The sequence below is a fragment of the Neisseria lisongii genome (genome assembly GCF_028463985.1).
Classification (GTDB): Bacteria; Pseudomonadota; Gammaproteobacteria; order Burkholderiales; family Neisseriaceae; genus Neisseria; species Neisseria lisongii.
In genome coordinates, this window is the sequence record NZ_CP116766.1 from 981,828 (window position 1) to 1,000,525 (window position 18,698).

An 18,698-nucleotide genomic window follows, 5' to 3' on the forward strand; every position below is an offset into this window, starting at 1 on the left:
ACACAGAAAGAAGCAACATGAAAACTCCCCGCCGCCGCGCCCGCGAACTGGCCGTACAGGCTTTGTACCAATCCGAATTAAACAGCACCGCTGCGCCAGAAGTGGCGAAAAACATTCAGGATTTGCCGGAATTTGAAAAAGCCGACACCGAACTCTTCAGCAAACTGTTTATCGGCACCCACAGCCGCAAAGCCGAATACATGGACTTAATCCGCCCGCTGATCGACCGTGACGAAAAAGACCTCAGCCCGATTGAACGTGCCGTCTTGCTGATGGCCTGCCACGAGTTGAGTGCCATGCCGGAAACGCCGTATCCGGTGATTATCAACGAAGCCATCGAAGTAACCAAAACCTTCGGCGGCACCGACGGCCATAAATTTGTCAATGGTATTCTCGACAAACTCGCCGCCCGACTGCGCCCGAACGACCCGAAACGCTCGTAAGGCATCAATCAAAAACAAGCAAGCCGTCTGAAAATTTGATTTTCAGACGGCTTGGTTTTTATTAGTACATTTAAAATGTATGCCCAAGTTCAGCAACACAGGTGGGCAACAAATTGCCCGCCCTACTCCTGTATTTAATTAAAACCGATGTTTAACCCACCCGATAAAACGCCAAACTTCCGAGCAGGTTTTGGAAACGGTCAATCCGTTTGTTGCCCGCCATAACCGCCCGTTCCCGAATGCGGATTTTGTTTTTGGCGCACAGTAAATCAAAATCTTTCAGGGTACACCAATGGATATTCGGCGTGTTGTACCAATGATACGGCATCCGTTCGGATACCGGCATATGACCGCCCAAAGTAAGTTGCAGGCGGTTGCGCCAGTAGCCGAAATTCGGAAAGCTGACAATCGCCTGATCCGCCACCCGCATCAGCCCGCGCAAAATCATTTCGGTGTTCTGCATCGACTGAATAGTCTGGCTCAACACAATCACGTCAAACGAATGGTCGCAAAACTCTTCCAAACCCCGTTCCAAATCGGCCTGAATGACGTTCACGCCCCGAGCCATAGCAGCGATGACGCTGTCGGTGTTGATTTCGATGCCGTAGCCGCTGCATTTTTTATGCGTTACCAGTGCCGATAGCAGCTCGCCGTCGCCGCAGCCCAAATCCAAAACTCTGCTGCCTTCGGGAATCCAGTCGTAAATCAGTTGTAAATCGTCGCGCAAATTCATGATCGGATATCCTTGTACACATTGTTCATATAGGCCGCCACGGCACGGATATACGGCTCGTCTTCCATCAAAAATGCGTCGTGGCCGTGATTGGATTTGACTTCGATATACTGCACGGCTTTGCCGGTGGCAATCAGGGCATTGACCAATTCTTTGGAACGTTCCGGCGAAAAACGCCAGTCGGTGCTGAAGCTGGCAACAAAAAATTTCGCCTGTACATGCTGCACGGCTTTGCTCAGGCTGTTGCCGGCATCCGCTGCCGGATCGAAATAGTCTAAGGCTTTGGTCATCAGCAGATAGGTGTTGGCATCGAAGCGTCCGGCGAATTTGTCGCCCTGATAGCGCAGATAGGATTCTACTTCAAATTCAACGCCATATCCGTATTGATAGCCGTCTGAATGCAGTTTTCTGCCGAATTTTTTACCCAAACCGTCTTCCGCCAAATAGGTAATATGCCCCATCATACGGGCAATTTTCAAACCCCGTCCCGGCAAGGTATTGCGGCGGGCGTAATGCCCTTCGTTGAAATCAGGATCGGTGAGAATCGCCTGCCGTGCCACATCGTTGAACGCAATATTCTGGGTGGAAAGTTTCGGTGCGGAGGCAATCACCAAGGCATGACGCACACGGTCGGGAAAATCAATCGTCCACTGCAAAGCCTGCATTCCGCCAAGGCTGCCGCCGACCACTGCCGCCCATTGGCGGATACCGAAATGGTCTGCCAGCATGGCCTGCGATTTTACCCAGTCTTTGACCGTAACTACCGGAAAATCGGCACCGTAATCCTGTCCGGTTTGCGGATTAAGCGAAGTCGGTCCGGTGCTGCCGTGGCAACCGCCCAAATTGTTCAACCCGACCACAAAAAAGCGGTCGGTATCAATCGGCTTGCCCGGCCCGACCATATTGTCCCACCAACCGGGATATTTATCCTCGGCCGAATGCCGTCCCGCCACATGGTGGTTGCCCGAGAGGGCATGACAGATTAACACGGCATTGCTTTTCTGTTCGTTCAACTGCCCGTAGGTTTCGACCATTAAGTCAAAGCGGGACAAAACCCGGCCGTTGCTCAATGTCAGCGGCGTATCGAATGCGATTTTCTCCGGTCTTACAATGCCGACCGAACCTGCGTTTTTCATAACTCTTCCCACCCATACGGCAAAACGGTATTATATAGCGAAACAAAACGGGAAATCTATGGCATGGCTGAAATGTCGCTTTTCCCCTGTATTTTCCGCACAATCTTTCCCACCAATCAGGAAATAAAATGAAGAAACTCTGTCTGCTTCTTGCCGCTTGTTTTGCCGTTGCCGCCTGCGACAAAATCAAAGATCAGGCGGTCGGCACATTAGCAGCCAATATGGATAACCACACCATACGCAACGAGTTTGTAACAAGCTGCGCTCAGGAAGGTCTGAATATTCTGCCCGCCGCCGGTCAGGAAAATGCCGAATCTTTGTGCGGCTGCCTGTATGACGAAACCAAAAAAATGTATGCAGATGAAACGGAGTTTTTCAAAGCCATTCTTGACTTGGGCTTGAACACCGATAAAGATGACCACCCCTATTATCAGAAAATCGCACAAGTTTCTGCGCAATGTGTGAAACGGGTCGTGCAATAAGCCTTTTCAGACGGCATACCGCCAACCAAACGGAAATTAAACCATGATCGGCCGACTATTACGCATTTTTTTCCTGTTTGCACTCGCTGCATTTCTGGTCAGCCGCCTCTTCAGCCGCCGCCAGAAACGTGCATTACGGGAAGTTGCCCAAATCAGCGCTTGGGTCTTGCTCGGCGCTTCGCTGGCCACTTTGGTGTGGTATCTGGTGATGCTGTATTTCAAACATATCCCTGATGCTTATTGAGTTTTAATGTTCAAATCCTAACAAGATAAAACGATGCCGTCTGAAAACCGGATTTTCAGACGGCATCGTTTTATTCTTACAGCCTCTCTTTACGGCATGGCCTGTATCACGCCAAAAACAGTTGGTATGCTTTATTGTCGGTTTCTTCCTGATAGATATAGCCCAAGCTGTCCAAAAACTCGGCGAAGGCGGCGTTGTCTTTCGGCGGCACGTCCACGCCGACCAGAATCCGGCCGTAATCGGCACCATGGTTGCGGTAGTGGAACAGTGTGATATTCCAGTCGCTCTGCATATGGTTCAAAAAGCGTGCCAATGCGCCGGGACGTTCGGGAAACTCGAAGCTGATTAGGCGTTCGTTGCCGACTTTGTCGGTACGGCCGCCGACCATGTAGCGGATATGGATTTTGGAAATTTCATCATGCGTCAAATCCACATTCGGCAATCCGGCTTCGGTCAGTTGGCCGCTAATCACCGCCAAATCCTGCGAACCGGCCGTCTGCATACCGACAAAGATATGCGCCTGACTGTCGTCGCCGTAGCGGTAGTTGAACTCGGTGATGTTGCGGTTGCCGATTAAGTTGATGAATTTGCGGAAGCTGCCGGGGCGTTCGGGAATGGTAACGGCGAAAATGCCTTCGTTGCCCTCACCCAATTCGCTGCGTTCGGAAACGTGGCGCAGACGGTGGAAATTCATATTGGCACCGCTGGTTACGGCAATCAGGGTTTGGTTTTCGGCTTTTTGTCCGGCAATATAGGTCTTCAAACCTGCCAGCGCCAATGCGCCTGCCGGTTCGGTAATGCTGCGGGTGTCGTCAAAAATATCTTTGATGGCACCGCAAATGGCATCGGTATCGACCGTGATGATGCCGTCGAGCAAATCACGGCACAGGCGGAAGGTTTCTTCGCCGACCACTTTGACCGCTGTGCCGTCTGAAAACAGGCCGACATCTTTCAGATGGACGATTTTTCCCTGTTCCACCGACTGCTTCATGCAGCATGAATCGTGGGTTTGCACGCCGAATACTTTGATTTCGGGGCGGACTTGTTTGATAAACGCCGCCACGCCCGCCGCCAAACCACCGCCGCCGATGGGTAGGAACACGGCATCAATCGGGTTGGCATGTTGGCTGACAATTTCCATGCCCACCGTTCCCTGTCCGGCAATCACATCAGGATCGTCAAACGGGGCGATATAGGTCAGCCCTTCGGCCGAGGCCAATTCCATTGCATAATCATAGGCATCATTGTAGGAAATGCCTTTGAGTACCACTTCACCGCCCCGGTTTTTTACCGCATCGACTTTAATCTGCGGCGTGGTTTCCGGCATCACAATCACGGCACGGCAACCCAAACGCTGCGCAGACAGCGCCACGCCCTGCGCATGGTTGCCGGCGCTGGCGGCAATCACGCCTTTATCGAGCAAATGTTTCGGCAATTTTGCCATTTTGTTGTATGCACCGCGGATTTTAAAGGAAAACACGGGCTGCAAGTCTTCACGTTTGAGCAGAATATTGTTTTTCAGACGGCCTGACAGGCTGCGAGCCTGTTCCAACGGGGTTTCCACGGCCACATCGTACACAGAGGCGGTTAAAATGCGGATTAAGTAATCGGAATAAGAAAGCGGTGCGCTCATGGTGCGAAAATCCATTCTTGTTTTATTTCAATGATTTTGACGGTAAGACAGGCAAACGCCTGCAGCAGAAGCTCATGAAAAAAGCCGAAAGGTAAAACCATACCCCCGAGGCCGTCTGAAATCAAGAAAAATATTAGCAGACAGCGTTTGTTGGTATAATACCTCACTTTGGTTTCTAATCTTTTCCGCCCCCAAAAAGCGGAACATTCCCCCGCATGATGAAAAAAATCCTACTCAGCCTGCTGATTTCCGGCTTATTGATGCCCGCCGTTTCCGCCGCCCCGACCGCTTCGCCGAACAGCGCAGCAGAAGTTAGCGTAGAAGCGCCGCCCGCCATAACCGATCCCGCCGCACCGCCGCAAATCAGCGCCGCTGCATATTTGGTGAAAGACTTGCAAAGCGGCACCGTATTAGCGCAATCCGATGCCGACAAACCCGTCAATCCGGCTTCGCTGGTCAAAATGATGACCGCCTATTTGGTGTTTCAGTCATTGGAAAACGGCGCACTCAAAACCGATCAGAAGCTCACCGTTTCCACCCAAGGCCATGCCGCCGCCGGCTCCCGTATGTTTCTGTCGCCGCAAACGCCCGCCTCAGTCGATGACCTGCTCAAAGGCATGATTGTCCAATCCGCCAACGATGCCGCCCTGACGCTTGCCGAAGCCGTCGGCCAAGGTTCGGTAGAAACTTTTGTCGCCCAAATGAACCAAACCGCCCAACGGCTCGGCATGGTGCATACCCGTTTTGCCAATCCAACCGGCATCGGCAACGACAATCAAAGCAGCGCCGCCGATTTATCGCTGCTCGCCGCCGCCCTGATTCGGGATTTTCCGCAACACTATCCACTGTTTTCCATTAAATCGTTTAAATACAACCATATCGAACAGCCCAACCGCAACCTGCTGCTGTTTCGAGACCCCAATGTGGACGGCCTGAAAACCGGTTACAGCGAAAGCAGCGGCTACCATCTCGCCGCTTCCAGCAAACGCAACGGGCGGCGGATTGTATCCGTATTAATCGGCGCAGAATCCACCGAAGAACGTGCCGCCGAAAGCGGCAAACTGCTCAACTGGGCATTACAGGCATTCGACACCGCCAAACTCTACCCCGCCGGACAAAGCCTGTCGCAAATCAAAGTCTATAAAGGCAGCAGCAACACCGTCAATATCGGCTTTTTAAACGATGCCTACATCACCGTCCCCCACGACAGCACCGGCGGCAGCATCAAACCGATTTTGGAAACCGAACAGCCTGTTTTGGCACCGATTGAAAAAGGCAGCGTGCTGGGCAAAATCAAAATTGTCCAAAACGGCAAAACCGTCGCCGAACAAAACGTCGTCGCCCTCGAAAGCGTCCCCGAAGCCGGCTGGTTCGGCCGCATTTGGGACAGCATTGTGTTATGGTTTCAATCACTGTTCGGCAACAGCTGATTGCTCCGACAAAACAAAGGCCGTCTGAAAACGGAGATTCCGCTTTTCAGACGGCCTTTTTGCTGCTTAAATTAAACGTTCAGCAGTTTTACCACTTTTTCCGCTACTTCGGCAAGGGCAACGGTTTGCTGCTCGCCGCTGCGGCGGCAGGCGTATTCTACGTTGCCTTCTTTCAGACCACGGTCGCCGATAACGATGCGGTGCGGAATGCCCAGCAGCTCGGAATCGTTGAGCAGTACGCCGGCACGCTCGTCCCGATCGTCGAGCAATACGTCCACGCCTTGTGCGGTCAGGGTTTGGTAGAGTGTATCAGCGGCTTCTTGTACGGCGGCGGATTTTTTGTAGTTCATCGGCACAATCACCACGGTAAACGGTGCCATGGCTTCGGTCCAGATAATGCCCCGCTCATCGTTGTTCTGTTCGATGGCGGCGGCCACCACACGGGTTACGCCGATGCCGTAGCAGCCCATTTCCATGATTTGCGATTTGCCGTTGTTGTCCAAAAATGAGGCATTTAGGGCTTTGGAATATTTGTCCCGCAGTTGGAACACATGGCCGACTTCGATGCCCCGTGCCAATTTCAGACGGCCTTGGCCATCAGGGCTGATGTCGCCTTCGACCACGTTGCGCAAATCGACAAATTCCGGCTCGGCGGCATCTCTGCCGAAATTGAAGCCGGTGTAGTGGTAATCGTCCTGATTGGCACCGATAACCCAGTCTGCGCCTTTTTCGGCGGCAAAATCGGCGTAAACCTTGCCCTTGAAGCCGACCGGACCGAGCGAACCGCCGTTGGCACCGAATTGCGCCGATACCGCTTCCGGCGCAGCCATGGTCAGCGGTGATTTTACGCCCGCCAGTTTCTCGGCTTTGATGTCGTTAAACTCGTGATCACCGCGCAGCAGCAGCAGCACCAATTCACCTTCCGCCTCACCTTCGACCACAATCGATTTCAGCGTTTTCTCGGCGGGAATATTCAAAAATTCTGCCAATTCCGCAATCGTTTTCACATTCGGCGTGTGGATTTTTGACAACTCTTGCGCCGCAGCGGCACGTTCGCCCGCCAACGGCAAGGAAGCGGCCAATTCGACATTGGCGGCATAATCCGAAGTGTCGCTGTAGGCAATCACGTCTTCGCCGCTTTCCGCCAACACTTGGAACTCATGCGAACCCGTGCCGCCGATGCTGCCGGTATCCGCCGCCACCGGACGGAAATCCAGACCCAAGCGGGTGAAAATGCGGCAATAGGCATCATACATGGCTCGGTAGGTTTCCTGCAGCGATTCAAAATCGGCATGGAAGGAATAAGCGTCTTTCATCACAAATTCACGCGCCCGCATCACGCCGAAACGGGGGCGGATTTCGTCGCGGAATTTGGTTTGGATATGGTAAAAATTCTTCGGCAACTGCTTGTAGCTGCTGATTTCCTTGCGGACAATATCGGTAATCACTTCTTCGCAGGTCGGACCCATGCAGAAATCGGCATCTTTGCGGTCTTTCAGACGCAGCAGCTCTTTGCCGTAAAATTCCCAGCGGCCGCTTTCCTGCCACAATTCGGCGGGCTGCACCACCGGCATCAGCAACTCTACGCTGCCTGCCCTGCCCATTTCTTCACGCACGATGTTTTCCACTTTGCGCAACACACGCAGCCCCATCGGCATCCATGTGTACAGACCGGCGGCATTGGCTTTAATCAGACCGGCACGCAGCATCAGCTTATGGCTCGCCAACGAGGCTTCCGAAGGCGCTTCTTTCAAAGTTGAAATAAAAAATTGACTGGCTTTCATCTTATTTGAGCTTCATATTAAAATCAGCGCCTATTGTACAGGGAAACACGGCATTTTAGTATCGTGAATTTTACCCGTCGGCTGTTTCCGCCACCGCAGCCCGAACAACGTGGTTTTCCCTGCGAAAAATGCTGATTTGGAAGCTGTCAATGAATTTTTGTACACAAAAACACATTACATTGTTTTACCTGAATATTTTGTCTCCCCATTGACCAAAATCAGCAAAAATAAAATAACTTATTGATTTTTAATGATTTATTATTGACTATTTTTTAATCAAAAACAAGTTCGTACTGTCTGCAAAGAATTTTTTTCATTTTCCTAAGGTTTACCCACAAACTTATCCACAGACTTTGTGGGTAACCCGACAAGCCGCCGACAGCAAGCCTCAACTTGCCGTTTTGTATGGAAAAGAAACCGTTTCCGCTATAAAATAGCATGCCTTTTCTGATTGAAAGCCGCCCATGCCGCCGCCCATTGTCCTCGCCGCCAGCCATAAAATGTTCAACGGTTTGCAGCAGTCTTACCGACTGCCCGCAACGGCAACCGGTTTTGAGCTGTTTTTGCCGCCGCAGGCGGTTCAGGGCTATCGTGTACCGGCGCTGTATTGGCTGACCGATGATGAACATCAAGATTTTGTCCGCACCGGCGGCGCACAGCGTTTTGCCGCCCAATGGGGCATGGCTTTGGTTACGCTTGCAGGCAAACAGGCCGAAAACTTAAACACGCTGCACCCGCTGCTGCAACAAACCTTTCCGATTGCCGAAGAGTGCAGCATTGCCGGTATCGGCAACGGCGGCGATACCGCTTTGCAACTGGCATTGTCGGAACACGCCGATTATGCCGCCGTATCCGTTTTTTCCCCCAAAGGCGCAGCCGCCTGCATGGAATATTTACCCGCCGCCCGCAAACTACCGATACTGATTGACCACGGTAGCGAAGAACAGCCCGACTATCCGCTCTGGTCGCCGCAAAATTTGACCCAAACCGCCCGCAGCCTCGGTTTTCAGGTTTTACTGAAAACACGCCAAGGCTACAGCAACAACGGTTTTCTGCACACCAGCTTTATCGACACCCATATCGAGTTTCACGCCGATGCGCTGGGCTTATAGTCAATCCGCTATATTAAGGCCGTCTGAAAACCGAAGGTTTCGCTAAAACGAGCGAAGCGAGTTTCTGCGCAGCTAAAACCGAAGGTTTCGCTAAAACGAGTGAAGCGAGTTTCTGCGAAGCTAAAACGAGCAAAGCAAGTTTCTGCGAAGCTCAAACCGTATTTCCACATCGTCCATTATCCCGTTCCAATCCGAAGAAAGCCGACCCGAAATGTCCCGAATTGCCGCCCTGCCCGATCACCTTGTCAATCAAATTGCCGCCGGCGAAGTGGTAGAACGCCCCGCCAATGCGCTCAAAGAAGTTGTCGAAAACAGCATTGATGCCGGTGCAGACCGCATTGATGTCGAACTCTCCGGCGGCGGCATCAAGCTGATTCGGGTCAGCGACAACGGTAGCGGCATTCATGCCGATGATTTGCCGCTGGCGCTGCACCGTCACGCCACCAGCAAAATCAAAACCCTGAACGATTTGGAACACGTTGCCAGCATGGGTTTTCGCGGCGAAGGTTTGGCGAGCATTGCCTCGGTCAGCCGCCTGACCCTGACCAGCCGTCAGGCGGATGCCGCCCATGCGGCACAAATCAAAGCGCAGGACGGCGAACTCAGCGCAGTCGGCGCTGCCGCCCATCCGGTCGGCACCACCGTGGAAATCGCCGAACTGTTTTTCAACACGCCCGCCCGCCGCAAGTTTCTCAAATCCGAAAACACCGAATACGCCCACTGTGCCACCATGCTCGAACGCTTGGCGCTGGCGCACCCGCAAATTGCGTTTTCGCTCAAACGGGACGGTAAAACCGTGTTCGACTATCCGGCGCAGCCGCTGCAGGAACGCATTGCGGCGATTGTCGGCAACGATTTTCAGACGGCCTCATTGCCGGTGGACAGCGGCAACGGCACGCTGCGGCTCTATGGCGCAGTCGCCAAACCGACTTTCGCCAAAGGCCGCACCGACAAACAGTTCTGCTTTGTCAATCACCGCTTTGTGCGCGACAAAATCATGCTGCACGCCGTCAAACAGGCGTATCGGGATGTTTTGCACAATGCCCTGACACCGGCGTTTGTCCTCTTTCTCGAGCTGCCGCCCGAAGCGGTTGATGTCAATGTCCACCCGACCAAAACCGAAATCCGCTTTCGGGACAGCCAGCAGGTGCATCAGTTGGTGTTCCACACCCTCAACAAAGCCCTTGCCGATACCCGTGCCGACTTAACCGAAAGCGTCAGCAATGCGGGCAACGTTCTGCACGAAATGATGGGCGTGAATATGCCGTCTGAAAATGAGCAAAGTGGGTTTGGCCGACAAACAGATCAGCACTTCGCTTCCCAAACCAACCATTCCGCAGGTAACATTCCGGCCGTATCAGGCAACGGCAAAACCACCCCCATGCCTTACCAAAACGCCCGCAACGCCCAACGTCCGCTCTCGCTCAACGAAAGCCGTGCTGCCCTGCAGACCTATGCCGAACTGTTCAAACCCAGCGATAACACCCTCCCCGCCGCATTCGCACAAAACAGGCCGTCTGAAAACAGCCTGTCAAATGCCGATACGCCCGACAATCCGCCCGAAACCCCGCCGCTGGGTTTCGCCATCGCCCAACTGCTCGGTATCTACATCCTTGCCCAAGCCGAAGACAGCCTGCTGCTGATTGATATGCACGCCGCCGCCGAACGGGTCAATTACGAAAAAATGAAAACCCAACACGCCCAAGGCAATCTCAGCAGCCAACGCCTGCTGCTCCCCGCCACCTTTACCGCCTCCCACCAAGAGTGCGCCACCCTTGCCGATCACAGCGAAACCCTGACCCGCTTCGGCCTCGAACTCTCCGATCTGGGCGGCAACACCCTCGCCGTACGCAGCGTTCCCCAACTGCTCGCCAAATCCGATCCCGTCGCTCTGACAAAAGACGTGTTGCACGAGTTGGCACAAACCGGAAGCAGCCAAACCATCGCCGAACGGGAAAATCAAATCATGGCCACCCTCTCCTGCCACGGCTCCGTACGCGCCGGCCGCCGCCTGACCCTCCCCGAAATGAACGCCCTGCTGCGCGATATGGAACGCACCCCCCGCAGCAACCAATGCAACCACGGCCGCCCGACCTGGGTCAAACTCACCCTGAAAGAACTCGACGCTTTGTTTTTACGGGGGCAATAAACAGCGGGATAAGCAAAGGCCGTCTGAAAACCATGATTTTCAGACGGCCTTTGCTTCATCTCAAGTGATTATTGCCTATCGTGAATTCACTTTAAAAGTATTACAGCGTTGGCTCGCCTTGCCGTACTACCTGTACTGTCTGCGGCTCGCCGCCTTGTACTACTTTTAAAGTGAATCCACTATACATAGCCGATTTTCAGACGGCCTCGCCGTTAAACTGCCGCCGGATAAAGTAATCCAATGCGGTTTGGCGTTTTTTGATTTTGCCTACGGATTCGTTCCATGCGGGTTGTCCGCCCCAAAAGACAAAGTGTTCTCTGGCACGGGTAATGGCGGTATAAAGCAAGGCGTTGTTCAAGCCTGAAGTGATGTCTTCGCTTTCGGCTGCTTCGCTGCTCGGCGGGAGCAGCCAGACTTCCCGATATTCCGAGCCTTGGCTTTTGTGTACTGTCATGGCGAATGCGGATTCGCAGTCGGGTAGGCGGCTGATGGCGATTTTTTTGAACCCGTCGCCGTCGGGGAAATAGGCTGCCAAGTTTTCTGTGTCTTCGCTGTCGGGCAACACCAGCCCGATGTCGCCGTTAAACAAATCCAAGCTGTAATGGTTGCGGGTAATCATGATAATCCGTCCGGCAAACCATGTGCCGTCGCCCTCAATCCGGCGGCGTTGGCGCAGATATTCGGTATATGCCTGATTAAAGGTTTCTGCGTCCTGCCGCCATGCGGTCAGCATCACAATATCGGCGATGCGGCTGAATGCCTGCGGTAAATGGTTGCTGTCCACTGCCTGCCAAAAGGCTTCCTGTTTGCGGTAAAACTGCTGCACCTGCGTGCGGACATCGCCCGATACGGCCGCCAATTCGTTTGGAAAATGTGCAAACTGCGCCCATGAAGCGGAAGTATCGCCTGCTACCACAGCCCTTGCCACGCAGCCGATACCGCTGTTTTCTCCGAAACGGTGACTGAAAGTCAGGCGGGCGATATTGGCGGACAGGGGCGGCGGGTTGTCTGCTACAGGAAAGGCGAAGTCGGGTAAGTAGCGGCTTAGTTTTTGTGCGGTTTCCCGATTCAATACGGTCGGTTGCGACAATGCCGCCAACACGGCACCGACACCGACAGACGGAAGCTGGTCGGCATCGCCGAGAAAAATGACCCGACAACCTTCGGGCAAGGCACGCAACAGCTGCAACAGCAGCGACACATCGAGCATAGAAGCCTCATCCACCACCAATACATCGACCGGCAACGGCGTGCGGCGGTCAAACTGCGGCTGCATTTGCGGCGGGCGCAGTTTCAAAAGGCGGTGGACGGTCTGCCCTTCCAACTGTGCCAAATGTTGTGCGACTGCCGGTGGCAAATCAAAGCGGGACAAGGCACTGTGCAGCGCCCGTGCCATATGTGCCGCAGCTTTACCGGTCGGGGCGGCCAAGGCGATTTTCGGCAAGGTGGCGGCGTTGCTGCAAATCAGCCCCAGCAGTTTGGCAACGGTGGTGGTTTTGCCCGTTCCCGGGCCGCCGATAATCAGCATAAAGGTTTGCAGCAGCGCCAATGCCGCTGCATCACGCTGCCCTTTGCTGTCGGTATCGGGAAACCATGCGGCGAGATTGGCTGCAGTCTGCTGCTCGTTTGCCACGCTGATTTTGCTGTGCGCCAGCCGTTTGATTTCCTGCGCCAAATCCCGTTCAAGCTGCCACAAACGGCCTAAAAACAGGCGTTTGCCGATTAAAATCAAAGGGGTGTTGCCGTCCTGCCCGACCAAATCGGTTTGCGCCGCCAATAAAGTGGCCTGTTCATCGTTGAGCCAGATAAACGAATGGCCATGGCTCAAGGCGGTGAACAACTGTGCTACAAACGGCCCTGCAATCTTAGCCTGTTCGGGCGAATGGTGTTGCAGCAGCCAATCTGCCGCCTGTGCTGCTGCCTGTTCTAATTCCACAGAAAACATTTTGGGTTTGCCTTTTTTTGGGTAACGGTGAAAGGCCGTCTGAAAATGGACATAGTAAATGAGTTAAATCAGGACAAGGCGAGGCAACGCTGTAACAGTTTGACTCATTCGCTATAAAAGCCGCTATAAAAGCGGATTTTCAGACGGCCTTGCCTATATTTGATGATGAATTTAATTTCAAGGCGGAACAAGACCATGCCGCATTATTTTAAAGTGCATTCACTATCGGCTGCGCAATGCGCCGTCCTGCATGGTCAGCACCCGGTCGAAACGCCCTGCCAGTTCGTCGTCGTGGGTAACGACCACCAGACTGGTTGCCAACTCGGTTTTCAAGTCCAGCATCATATCCAGAATATTTTGCGCATTTTTGCGGTCGAGGTTGCCGGTCGGCTCGTCGGCAAGCAGGCAACGGGGGCGGGTTACCAAGGCACGGGCAATCGCCGCACGCTGGCGTTCGCCGCCGGACAGCTCGCTCGGACGGTGCAGCATACGCTGTTTCAAACCGACTTTATCCAGCATTTCCGCTGCTCTTGCTTCGGCCTCGGCTTTGCTGTTTTTACCGATCAGCAGCGGCATCATCACGTTTTCCAAAGCGGAAAATTCGGGTAGCAGATGATGAAACTGATACACAAAACCCAGATATTGGTTGCGCAACAGACCGATCTGTTTTTGGTTCAGACTGCCCAAATCCCGCCCCATCAGCAACACCCTGCCCTCCGAAGGTTTGTCCAAACCGCCGAGAATATGCAGCAGCGTGGACTTGCCGCTGCCGGACGAGCCGATAATGCTGACACTCTGCGCCGCCGCCACTTCAAAATCCAAGCTGCGCAATACTTCGACATTTAACGCACCGTCAGCATAGACTTTGCGCACCTGTTCGCATTTCAAAACAATATCATTCATAACGCAAGGCCTCCGCAGGTTGGGTTTTTGCCGCGCGCCAGCTCGGATACAGCGTGGCGGCAAACGCCAGCAGCAGCGAGATGGCGGCAATCAGTGCCACATCTTTCATATTCACGTCGCTTGGCAAGTAATCGATAAAGTAAATCTGCGAATTGATTAAATGTACGCCGAACAAACCTTCGAAAAAGGCAACGATTTTGCCGATGTTCCAGCCCAGCAATACGCCGCAGACCACGCCCGCCAGCGTGCCGAAAAATCCGGCAAAAGCGCCCTGTACCATAAAAATCTTCATCACACCGGAAGGCGGTAGCCCCAGCGTACGCAAAATGGCGATATCGGCCTGTTTTTCGGTAACCGCCATCACCAATGACGACACCAGATTAAAGGCGGCCACGGCGATAATCAGCAGCAGAATGATAAACATCATGCGTTTTTCCAATTCCACCGCTTCAAAATAGCTGCGGTTGCTGAACGTCCAATCCCGCACCCAGATTTTTTCCTGATCGGCTTTCGGAATCAGGTTGGCGATAAATGCCGGCGCTTCCTGCGGGTGCGCCAGTTTCAGCCGCAAACCGCTCACGCCCTCGCCCATGCGGTACAGCACTTGGGCATCGGCCAAATGGGTCATCGCCAAGGCATTATCGACTTCAAACACGCCGGTTTTGACGATGCCGACCACGTTGAACTGTTTCAGCCTCGGCACAACACCGGCGGGCGTTACGTTGCCCTCGGGCGTAATTACCGTTACTTTGCCGCCGACTTGTGCGTCCAGTGCCTGCGCCAGACCCTCGCCCAAGATAATATCGAATTCACCCGCTTTCAAATCATCAAAGCTGCCGGCCGGCATATTGTTGCCGTATTCGACCACGTTTTTTTCTTCAGACGGCAAAATGCCCCGAATCTGCACGCCACGCACTTCACCTGCGTTTGCCAGCAATGCCTGATCGGTAATAAACGGAGCGCTGCCCAAGACTTCTTTTTTATCCTGCACCAAACGCCGCAAGTTCTGCCAGTCGCCCTCGCCGCTGTCGAAATAGCCGATTTCGGCATGGGCGGCGACATTCAACAACTGGCCTCGGATTTCTTTTTGAAAGCCGTTCATCACCGACAACACCACAATCAGGGCGGTTACGCCCAAGGCAATTCCGGCAATCGAAACCAAAGTGATAAACGACATAAATCCGTTGCGTTTTTTCGCCCGCAGATAGCGCAGGCCGATCCAAGTTTCTAAAGAAGCCATGCTTGTGCGCCTCTCCTGTTGATTAAACTGAAAGGGGGTATTGTACTGTATTCGGCGGATATATAGTGGATTCAATTTAACAGTAGAACAAGTCGGCGAGCCGCAGACCGTACAACCAGTACGGGACAGGTTTTGTCCGGATTGTTGTTTAATCCGGTTACAAAAACCGTTCTCTTTGAGCCGGGCGAGCCAACGCTGCCATACTTTTAAATTGAATTCACGATAGCGGACTCACTTTATTTTTTTCAGATAACAACAGGCCGTCTGAAAACCGTATCATAGTGGTTTTCAGACGGCCTGTTCAGCCGGATAAGCAGCGGTTATTTCTTTTTCAGCGCTGCATTCAGCACGCAGCCGAGTACGAAGCCGACCAGCGCCGGTATCGCCCAGCCCAAGCCGAGGTTGTAAAACGGCAAGGCGTTGTTGATGATTGCAGCGGTTTCATCGCTGAAGCCGAAAGCGGCTTTGTATGCGTCCAAAATGCCGACAATCAGCGTGGCGAAAATGGTGCAGACATACACAATGCGGCTTCCGTTGAAGAAATTATGCAGAAACGCCAGCAGAATAATCACCACTGTCAGCGGGTAAAGCAGCATCAGCACCGGAATCGAGAAGCTGATAATGCCCGCCAGACCTTTGTTGGCAAAACCCATGGACACCAGCGTAAACAGTACCACAAAAGATTTATAGGAAATTTTCGGGCATAAGCGGTTGAAGTATTCGGCACAAGAAGTAATCAGGCCGACCGAAGTACTCAGACATGCCAAAAATACAATCACGCTCAGCAGGATATTGCCGCCGAAGCCGAAATAGTGCTGCGCCGTTTTCGACAACACCAAGGCACCGTTTTCCTGCATACCCAAACCGGCCACGCTGGTTGCGCCCATATAGCCGATTAAAAGATACACCACCGCCAGCGCCACAGCAGCAATTGTACCGGTAATGGTGGTGGTACGCAGCAGCTCGGCACGGTTGTCCACACCCATGGCACGCACAGCATCAATCACGATAATGGCAAACACCAGCGATGCCAGCGCATCCATTGTGCCGTAGCCCTCCAAAATACCTTTTGAAAGCGGCTGGGTGGCAAAATCGCCGACCGCAGGCTGCAAATCGCCCATCGGATACATGGCGGCATAGCCGACCAAAGCTGCAATCGTCAGCAGCAGCGCCGGTGTCAGCACTTTGCCGACACGGTCCACCAGTTTGCCCGGCGACAGCGCCAGCCAGTAAGACACGCCGAAGAAAAACACGCTGAACAGCGCCAGCCCCAGCGTATGATCGCCCTCGCCCAAAAACGGTACGACACCGATTTCAAACGACACCGTCGCCGTACGGGGCGTGGCAAACAGCGGGCCGATGGCCAGATACAGCGCAGCGGCAAACGCAATGCCGTACCACGGCGTTACCCGTGAAGCCAGCATTTGCACATCACGAGAGCCGGAATAGCCGATGGCAATCACGCCCAACAGCGGCAAACCGGCACCGGTAAGCAGAAAGCCGAACATCGCAGACAGCCAGTTTTCACCCGCCTGCTGGCCGAGCAGCGCCGGGAAAATCAGATTACCGGCACCGAAAAACAAAGCAAACAGCATCAGGCCCACGGCCCACAGCGATGCTTTTTGCGTTCCGTTTGAAGAACTCATAAACACACCTATTTTTCTTATTGAACAATCAATCTCGGACAAACGCCGCATCCGCACGCCGCACGCTGCAAACCAAGTGTATCTGCAAACAATGCGGCAATCCGGCTTATCGGAAATTGCCCGAACACTGCGCCGACCAAGTGTCGGCAAATGTCTTTTTACCTTTGACGGAAACCGTCAGTATGATAAAAATTTAAAACATATGTCAAGAATAGTCAAAAATTTGATAACCATCAACTTATTTCTGCAATTTAATCATCAACCGCAGCAAATGATTGATTTTTCGATACCGGCAAACAACCGGTTTGCAGCAGAACATACCGAGGCCGTCTGAAAATCGGGTTTTCAGACGGCCTCAAGAATTTTGCAGTCAGACAGGCTTAAGCGTGTACCGTAATGCCTGATGTTACGGTTTGGGTATTGGTTGCAGACAGGAACGAAGCGGCCAGTTCGCTGCAGCAGCCGCAACAGGTGGCCACGCCCAGTTGGTCCTGCAATTCGCCCATGGTGCTGGCACCGGCGGCAATGGTTTCTTTGATTTCGCGGTCAGTAATGGCGTTACAGATACATACAAACATTTCTGTGCTCCTGTGTTCATACCTCAAAAAATGAGATTAAGTATTATTTATTTTTGACAAATATAAATAAAAACTGTTTTCATTGCAAGCGGTAAAAACCGGATTATTCATTGTATTTTTTTAGCGAAATTTGAATATTTATTGATTTTGGAAATGAATTGACGCACGTACCGATTACAGCTAAACGAATACACCGTCCGGTTTCGCCAAAACGAGAAAAGCGGGTTTCTGCGAAACTATAGTGAATTCACTAAAAAGTAGTACAAGGCGGCGAGCCGCAGACAGTACACGTAGTACGGCAAGGCACAGCAACGCCGTAGCGAAAGTTAAGTTAATCCGCTATAAAACCACATTTTCAGACGGCCTTGCCGCTTCTCGGGTGATGCACGTCCACCACCGATTGCAGGCGTTGGTTGGCGACGTGGGTGTAAATCTGCGTGGTGCTGATGTCGGCATGGCCGAGCAGCAGTTGGACGACACGCAAGTCGGCACCGTGATTGACCAGATGAGTGGCAAAGGCATGGCGCAGGCCGTGCGGGCTGACGGTTTGGATACCGGCGGCTTCGGCGTAGTGTTTGACAATCATCCACGCCAGTTGGCGGCTCAGGCCGCAGCGTTTCTGGCTGACAAACAATTCATCGCACAATGCACCTTTAAGCAGCTTGGAGCGGGCTTCGCTGTAATAACGTTCGACCCAGTACACCGCCTCTTCACCCAGCGGCACAATGCGCTGCTTGTTGCCTTTGCCCAAAGTCATCAGCCAACCTTTGTTCAAATCGAGCTGCGCCAAATTGAGTTTGACCGCCTCCGTTACCCGCAAACCGGCGGCATACATCACTTCCAGCAGGGCTTTGTCCCGCAGGCCGTGGGCGGTTTCGGTATCGGGGGCGGCAAGCAGGCGGTCGATTTGCGCTTCGGTAATCAGCTTGGGAAGCTGCTGCGGCTTTTTCGGGGCTTTGAGAAAACGGGTCGGATTGTCTTCCCGCCCGCCGTTTACTTCCAGCCATGCGTACAGCCGTTTGCAGGCGGAAAGCGCCCTTGCCTGCGAGCTGTTTTTTTCGCCCTCGGCATACACCGCCGCCGCCAAATCGGCGGCGGAAACGTTCAGCCAGTCAAAACCGTTTTCAGCTAGCCTTGCCGAAATTTTCGCCAAGTCCCGCCGGTAACTTTGCAGGGTGTTGTCGCTCAGGCGCTGCTCCAGCCACAGGTGTTCGAGCAGACGCTCGGTCAAATCGTCCAT

16 protein-coding genes are annotated in these 18,698 nt (G+C 53.2%); 6 read left to right on the forward strand and 10 right to left on the reverse strand.

The features are described 5' to 3' along the window. Positions 1–17 precede the first annotated feature (17 nt). The gene (nusB, locus tag PJU73_RS04380; protein ID WP_237090492.1) at positions 18–443 is read left to right on the forward strand and encodes a transcription antitermination factor NusB; all 426 of its coding nucleotides are present in this window, start codon (positions 18–20) and stop codon (positions 441–443) included. Between the two features lie 151 nt (positions 444–594). Here nusB and metW read toward each other — a convergent pair whose 3' ends face one another. Together metW and metX are read right to left on the reverse strand one after the other, a co-directional pair. Further along, positions 595–1,176: a methionine biosynthesis protein MetW gene (gene metW, locus PJU73_RS04385; protein ID WP_237090493.1), complete on the reverse strand. Its 582-nt coding sequence runs from the start codon at positions 1,174–1,176 to the stop codon at positions 595–597. Next, positions 1,173–2,312, reverse strand: coding sequence for a homoserine O-succinyltransferase MetX (gene metX, locus PJU73_RS04390; RefSeq protein WP_237090494.1), 1,140 nt, complete (start codon positions 2,310–2,312; stop codon positions 1,173–1,175). Before metX ends, metW begins: the two co-directional genes overlap by 4 nt. 128 nt (positions 2,313–2,440) lie before the next feature. Between metX and PJU73_RS04395 the strand changes: the two genes are divergently transcribed. Beyond that, positions 2,441–2,794 carry a hypothetical protein gene (locus tag PJU73_RS04395; RefSeq protein ID WP_237090495.1) on the forward strand — a complete coding sequence of 118 codons (354 nt, stop codon included), beginning with the start codon at positions 2,441–2,443 and terminating at the stop codon, positions 2,792–2,794. Between the two features lie 43 nt (positions 2,795–2,837). Next, positions 2,838–3,038, forward strand: a complete 201-nt coding sequence (locus tag PJU73_RS04400; RefSeq protein ID WP_237090496.1) for a protein MIGRI — start codon at positions 2,838–2,840, stop codon at positions 3,036–3,038. 106 nt (positions 3,039–3,144) lie between these two features. Here the strand turns inward: PJU73_RS04400 and ilvA are convergent, their stop codons facing one another. Beyond that, a complete protein-coding gene (ilvA, locus tag PJU73_RS04405; RefSeq protein WP_237090497.1) occupies positions 3,145–4,671 on the reverse strand; it encodes a threonine ammonia-lyase, biosynthetic in 1,527 nt (508 codons plus the stop codon). Positions 4,672–4,889: 218 nt separating this feature from the next. On the opposite strand from ilvA, the gene PJU73_RS04410 reads away from it, so the two are divergent. Beyond that, positions 4,890–6,101, forward strand: coding sequence for a D-alanyl-D-alanine carboxypeptidase family protein (locus PJU73_RS04410; protein WP_237090653.1), 1,212 nt, complete (start codon positions 4,890–4,892; stop codon positions 6,099–6,101). Between the two features lie 71 nt (positions 6,102–6,172). Here PJU73_RS04410 and PJU73_RS04415 read toward each other — a convergent pair whose 3' ends face one another. Then, positions 6,173–7,885, reverse strand: coding sequence for a proline--tRNA ligase (locus PJU73_RS04415; RefSeq protein WP_237090498.1), 1,713 nt, complete (start codon positions 7,883–7,885; stop codon positions 6,173–6,175). Positions 7,886–8,349: 464 nt separating this feature from the next. Between PJU73_RS04415 and PJU73_RS04420 the strand changes: the two genes are divergently transcribed. Beyond that, positions 8,350–8,997, forward strand: a complete 648-nt coding sequence (locus tag PJU73_RS04420) for an alpha/beta hydrolase-fold protein (RefSeq protein WP_237090499.1) — start codon at positions 8,350–8,352, stop codon at positions 8,995–8,997. A gap of 211 nt (positions 8,998–9,208) precedes the next feature. After that, a complete protein-coding gene (mutL, locus tag PJU73_RS04425) occupies positions 9,209–11,146 on the forward strand; it encodes a DNA mismatch repair endonuclease MutL (RefSeq protein ID WP_237090500.1) in 1,938 nt (645 codons plus the stop codon). A gap of 196 nt (positions 11,147–11,342) precedes the next feature. Here the strand turns inward: mutL and recD are convergent, their stop codons facing one another. From recD to xerD, 6 genes are all read right to left on the reverse strand, one after another. Beyond that, entirely contained in the window at positions 11,343–13,091 is a 1,749-nt protein-coding gene (recD, locus tag PJU73_RS04430) for an exodeoxyribonuclease V subunit alpha (protein WP_237090501.1), read from the reverse strand. 222 nt (positions 13,092–13,313) lie between these two features. Next, positions 13,314–13,994 (reverse strand): lipoprotein-releasing ABC transporter ATP-binding protein LolD, encoded by a 681-nt coding sequence (gene lolD, locus PJU73_RS04435; RefSeq protein ID WP_237090502.1) that lies wholly within the window; start codon positions 13,992–13,994, stop codon positions 13,314–13,316. Continuing rightward, positions 13,987–15,234: a lipoprotein-releasing ABC transporter permease subunit gene (locus PJU73_RS04440; RefSeq protein WP_237090503.1), complete on the reverse strand. Its 1,248-nt coding sequence runs from the start codon at positions 15,232–15,234 to the stop codon at positions 13,987–13,989. The genes lolD and PJU73_RS04440 overlap by 8 nt, the downstream gene beginning before the upstream one ends. A 320-nt stretch (positions 15,235–15,554) precedes the next feature. Then, positions 15,555–16,880 (reverse strand): branched-chain amino acid transport system II carrier protein, encoded by a 1,326-nt coding sequence (gene brnQ / locus PJU73_RS04445; RefSeq protein WP_237090504.1) that lies wholly within the window; start codon positions 16,878–16,880, stop codon positions 15,555–15,557. Between the two features lie 380 nt (positions 16,881–17,260). Further along, entirely contained in the window at positions 17,261–17,458 is a 198-nt protein-coding gene (locus tag PJU73_RS04450) for a (2Fe-2S)-binding protein (protein WP_237090505.1), read from the reverse strand. A gap of 355 nt (positions 17,459–17,813) precedes the next feature. Beyond that, a complete protein-coding gene (gene xerD, locus PJU73_RS04455; protein ID WP_237090654.1) occupies positions 17,814–18,698 on the reverse strand; it encodes a site-specific tyrosine recombinase XerD in 885 nt (294 codons plus the stop codon).